Below are 5,895 nucleotides of genomic sequence, written 5' to 3' on the forward strand. Positions count from 1 at the left end.
AAGCACGACAGCAGATGTTGGCACCGCGAACTTCACGGCGGGTACCGTAGCATGGAGTCCGGCAGCGACTACGTTCGGCGGGAATACGTCCTACACGGCTACGGTAACACTGACGGCAAATAGTGGATATGCATTCGCATCTACACTAACGACGACAACCATCAATGGCAACACCGCTATCGTGACGAGCAACACTCGCGATACGGTTACCCTGTCTTATGCATTTGCAGCAACGGCAACGGAAATGAACAGTGCAGCAGTTACGGTCACAGCACCTGTAACCGGAGTTACGCCAAGCACGACAGCAGATGTTGGCACCGCGAACTTCACGGCGGGTACCGTAGCATGGAGTCCGGCAGCGACTACGTTCGCGGGGAATACATCCTACACGGCAACCGTAACTTTGTCGGCAAGTAGCGATTATGTATTCGCATCTACACTAACGACGGCAACGATCAATGGCAACGATGCTACAGTAACGAATAACACAGGAACGACAGTTACCCTGTCGTATGCTTTTGCAGCGACGGCAACGGAAATTAGCAGTGCAGCAGTTACGGTCACTGCACCTGTAACGGGAGCTACGCCAAGCACGACAGTAGATGTTGGCACCGCGAACTTCACGGCGGGTACCGTAGCATGGAGTCCGGCAGCGACTACGTTTGCGGAGAATACGGCCTACACGGCCACCGTAACTTTGAGTGCGAATAATGGCTATGTATTCGCATCTACACTAACGACGGCAACGATCAATGGCTACACGACTACAGTGACGAGCAACACGGGCACGACAGTTACCCTGTCGTATGCATTTGCAGCGACGGCAACGGAGATTAATAGCGCAGCGATTACGATCACAGCACCTGTGACAGGAGCTGCGCCAAGCACGACAGCAAATGTCGGCACAGCGGACTTTACGGCTGGAACCGTAGCATGGAGCCCAGTGGCGACGACTACGTTCGCAGGGAATACGTCCTACACGGCAACGGTAACGCTGACGGCAAGTAGCGATTATGTATTCGCATCTACACTAACGACGGCAACGATCAATGGCAACGATGCTACAGTAACGAATAACACAGGAACGACAGTTACCTTGTCGTATGCATTTGCAGCGACAGCAACGGAGATTAACAGCGCAGCGATTACGGTCACAGCACCTGTGACAGGAGCTACGCCGAGTACGACAGCAGATGTAAGCACAGCGAATTTTACGGCTGGAACGGTATCATGGAATCCTGTGGCGACAAAGTTCGCAGGAAATACGTCCTACATGGCAACGGTAACGCTGACGGCAAGTAGCGATTATGTATTCGCAGCTACGCTAACGATAGCAACGATCAATGGCAACACGGCTACCGTAACGAATAACACAGGCACGACAGTTACCCTGTCGTATGCATTTGCAGCGACGGCAACTCCTGGCGGTGGAGGCACATGGGTACCGCCTTTAACCCCTGAGGACTCATCATCGCAGCCTGAACCGACGACGGTAGATGTATTTGACAGCAACATTTTGAATAACGCTAGCCTAGTCGAAAAACTCGATGCCCTAGTCGCAGCAGCGGAGCAAGCTAATACGATGACGGATTTTGCGGATACTCATGGGCACTGGGCGAAACCGACGATTGATACCTTCTTGAAATTGCAGTTGATTCAAGGCTATGAGGACGGCACATTTAGACCTAATGCAACAATTACACGCGCAGAATTCACTACGATGCTGAGTCGCGCCTTCAACATCCAAGCTGTTATCAGCAGTAATGTGGCGTTCAAAGACCTCAACAAGCACTGGGCGAAAGATACGATCATAAGTCTTGCCGCGTTAGGGGTAATCGCAGGTTATGAGGATGGTACGTTCAGGCCCGAGCAGACGATTACACGTGAAGAAATGGTTATCATGTTGTCTCGTATCGTTAACCTGAATAACGTGGCGAAAGATAAGTCCAAAGGCTATTTCACCGATCTGAATCAGTCCTACGTAGCAAGCGAAATTAGAATGACAGCGCAAGCGGGCATCGTCAACGGCAAAGAAAATGAGCGCTTCGATCCTAAAGGCATGGCCACCCGCGCCGAAGCGCTTCAGATCATTTTGAACGCGCTGAGTCTTGATCCCAAGGTGAAGTCGTTGTTGGATTCACTAAGTTAATAGATTTCAGCATATGGACATCCTCCATTCAAACCCGAGTCGAAGCGCATGCTGGAGATCACCAACGACCGGATCGTATTCGAAAAGTATAATGACTAGAAAAATAGCGGCGTAAGGGAGCTCTCCCTTCGCTGCTGTTTTTTCTTGGATTTGCTCTATTGGTTGCAACGCACTTCCGGCAACCAATACTTAGTAGCTCAACTTTCGCAGAGCGAAAATCGGCTTAAATGTATGATACGACTGAATAAATCGCTCACTGAATACGGAATATTGAAAAATAGAAAAACACCGCTTTGTTTGGTAAAACAATAGGCCAAGAATTAATTTAAATACTAGCGCCCCCTTTAGATGAGATGAGCTAGCTAAAGGAATTCCCATTCCCCTAATCAGAACTAAAAGGTGGAGACCTCTTGAGGAGTGGGCTTTTGCGCCTGTGGTTAGGATTACTAAAATGAAGATTCGAATCTCATTTCTAATGAACCCAAACTCTTGGGATTTTTTGGTAATAACAATAACTTCATGTCACTGAAAATAACAAAAAAATAACGAAAATTCCGGTTGAATCTGAAAGAAACTGAAACAAAAGGGCAAGTCAAGAAGTTAAATAACCAGTTTTTAAAAGGATAATGAAAGAGGATGAAAGAAATTGAAAGTGGATGAGGTATGGGCGGCATGATGTAAATAGGAAGAAAAGGTAAGGGAGACTTTAGTTTATGATCTAGGAGCAGATTGCCTGAGTGGCAGCTGCTCTTTGTCATAAGTAAGATCGCTTATATAAACGACTGAAATTATCAGCTTTCATTCAGGTTTAACATGGATGCTCTGGGTGCTATGAATAACTACATAAATTTCACAAAAAAAAGTGTTAGATTCGGCAAATAGAGTTGAAGAAAAAGTCGCTTCATTAAGTTAACGGGCAGTTGAGCGTGGTCGAACATTAAAGGATTTTGTAACCCAATTGGCCTCATTTTAGAGTAAAATAGATTGTGAAAAGTGAGGGATTTAATGAAAGTATCACACATTGAGATAAAGAAGAGGCAAAGGGAAGGATATCCAGGGATAATCATTTATGCAGATATTATAATCGATGGCACTTCTCTATTCGAGAATATCGCTCATGATTTTGATTTCGTTTCTTGTCTTGGTTGGGGATCAGAAGAATTCCAAGAACTCCAAATCAATCGTTTATTACTAAAGACTCCTTCCGATTTTACAGATAATCAAAACTCAATCTACATCTGTCCGGCATGTGCTGATTTGGGCTGCGGAGCAATAACAGTAAATATTGAAATTAAAGAAGATACAGTTACATGGTCGAATCTAGGCAATCAAGATAATCACTCTGATAAGCTTACATATTTTGATAAGGTAGGGAATTTTATTTTTATCAGGAGAAATTATGAAGAGGTAATCAGTGCTTCAAGAGGTATCGGGTCATATAAATGGCCCTGGGACAAGTAAGCAAGATTACGCTAACGGGGAACATTAGTTCAGTGAGCTTTTGAAAGTACTATATTCTATCAAGTAAGCTGTTTTTAGTGTTTCGGAAGTAGGCTGTTTCTATTGAGAATGTACGGAGAAAATATTCTGTATATAAAGGGGGGCGATCCCCGTCGACTCCCTGGCAAAAATTAATGTCAGGACAGGTTATTGAAAGTTAATTTATTATTTTGCAAAAGCCTTAAATACAAACTAAAAGCCGGATTTTAGGATCCGGTTTTTTGGTTTGCAACAATACGATTTTTAGACAAGCTTCCGGCTCGTCTTCTTACCATCACAGCTAAATACTATTTTTTTATCTTCTACGAATGTCTCCAGATACACGTTTTCCCCAAAAAGTTGAACGGTATGGGGAAGCGTACATTCCATATATTATAGATGGAGCTCCATGCCCTCGTATTCATGAATGAGATGCAGTTCACCTAAAAACGATTAAAGTCGCCATCTTTAACCATTAGACTAGGAAAACCTCCGTTAACCTTAGAGTAGACAAGTTGATCACGAATATTCTTTCACGACTTATCGGTTATTTTCCACTCCAGTCCTTTTTTCTCGAAAATGTACATATCTAAATCGTTTACTAAGTCCTTGGTCAAGTAATTGCGTAGGAAGGAGATGTCAGAGTCGAGCTCGGGAACCTCAAACATCTTTTCTCTTCCCTTACCAGGAACACGTCCGAAGCGTCACTGCTCCTCCACAGTCGGGTTATCGAAGCTTCGCTCGATATCCCCAAATATCTTTAAGACCAAATATAGGGATTTAGGCTATGACGAGAAGGTTGAACGACGGAAGAGTTAAGTTTAGCAAATTCAATCGTTTCTTCACTAGTCAGATCTAACTCACGTATAATGCGTTGATGCCAATAGGAGGCCCAGCCTTCGTTCATAATCTTAGTCTCTATTTGTGGCCAGAAATAAAGCATTTCATCGAGTAGCTTAGATAGGATATCACGCTGCCAAACTTGAAGTGTTGGTGAATACTCCTCTATAAACGAGATTACGTCTTTTTCGGATATGGGAGGGAAAGGTTTAGCATCTGCAGCTTGAGATAGCGCAGCAGCCTCAGCAGCAGCAGCAGCTGTCTTGTCTGGATCTAAATTCCATAAATCATCATACTGATATGAAGGGATGTTCCATTCTGATCGCTGACTGTCCTTTTGCACCATTTCAATATTTCGTTTCTTATCTAACTGGTACGGTTTTATTAGTGTTGGATTGACATGCTCTTGTATAGCTAGAATCGCATCAATAAATTTCTAAACAGCTTCTGTGCCATGGACCATTTCATATTGATGAATACGATCTGCAGTTGCGGACATACTTTCGACCATATTTCGATTCGTTTCTCCAAAGCGTGCATTATTCTTAAAGAAATCACATTGAGCTAGAACGAGAGCAACAATGAGTTTATTCTGTATCAAAGAATTACCATCTAGAAGAAAGGCGTAACAGGGATTAGAATTAATGAAGAGTTCATTAATTCTTGTTTAAATAAAAATCATACTGTAATTTCATTATATTGATCTTTCCCCAAAACTCTAATGACTAAACCGCGTGGGCATTCCATAAGAACCAAATGTTTTAATTATTTCTGCTGGTCAGATCTCATAACGCATTTGGTGAAAATCCAAGCCAAACCCTTGCGCGTTTTCAGTTATTTCATCGATAGCTCGCTCTAGTAAACGGATATCATCCGAACTCATCTGATTACCCTCCAGTTTTCATATTAATGATGTTTTGTCTTAATAAAACCTCAATGCAAATTAGATTTTACAAGTCAACATTAATATCACGACTTAGTAAAGAAGCCTTTGAATTGGTTCGCAAACATCACCTTAAATATATGCTTTTCACCACATGAGGATTAAACTCAACTTTATAATCACTAAATTAATATTTACGAATCAACTTACTTACTGGCGCTTTTTCTTACTCTTGCCATATTATTTGGTTTAACGTATGTGGATGTTTTAGTTGGTGAAATAAATGCTGTGTAGTAGCTCGAGATAATAATCAGTCAAATAGTAGTTTTTGTCTACTTCTGAGGCGATAAAAACTAGGAATATTATTGGGCCAGCTTAAATTAAAAGGTTGTTTAAAGAGTGACCTTGCCTTAATTATGTGGACAGTAAGAAAACCTCATTATAACTTTTTATTCTAGATATTAAACTGTAAATGTCAACATAAACATGTACACTTTTGCTTGTTTAAGGATGTACAAAATCACTTGTCCTCTTGGACAAAATG

At 42.4% G+C, this 5,895-nt stretch carries 2 protein-coding genes and 1 pseudogene; 2 read left to right on the forward strand and 1 reads right to left on the reverse strand.

The genetic code is table 11. The features are described 5' to 3' along the window. Together FGT79_RS15035 and FGT79_RS15040 are read left to right on the forward strand one after the other, a co-directional pair. A partial coding sequence (locus FGT79_RS15035; RefSeq protein WP_171056255.1) for an S-layer homology domain-containing protein occupies positions 1-2,149 on the forward strand: 2,149 nt, incomplete at its 5' end. 1,005 nt (positions 2,150-3,154) lie between these two features. After that, positions 3,155-3,610, forward strand: a complete 456-nt coding sequence (locus FGT79_RS15040) for a hypothetical protein (RefSeq protein WP_138753597.1) — start codon at positions 3,155-3,157, stop codon at positions 3,608-3,610. A gap of 282 nt (positions 3,611-3,892) precedes the next feature. On the opposite strand, the pseudogene FGT79_RS32275 reads toward FGT79_RS15040, so the two are convergent. Continuing rightward, positions 3,893-5,351 (reverse strand): annotated as a pseudogene (locus tag FGT79_RS32275) (SpoVR family protein). Positions 5,352-5,895 lie beyond the last annotated feature (544 nt).

This window comes from Paenibacillus sinopodophylli (assembly GCF_005930355.1).
GTDB classification, from domain to species: Bacteria; Bacillota; Bacilli; order Paenibacillales; family Paenibacillaceae; genus Pristimantibacillus; species Pristimantibacillus sinopodophylli.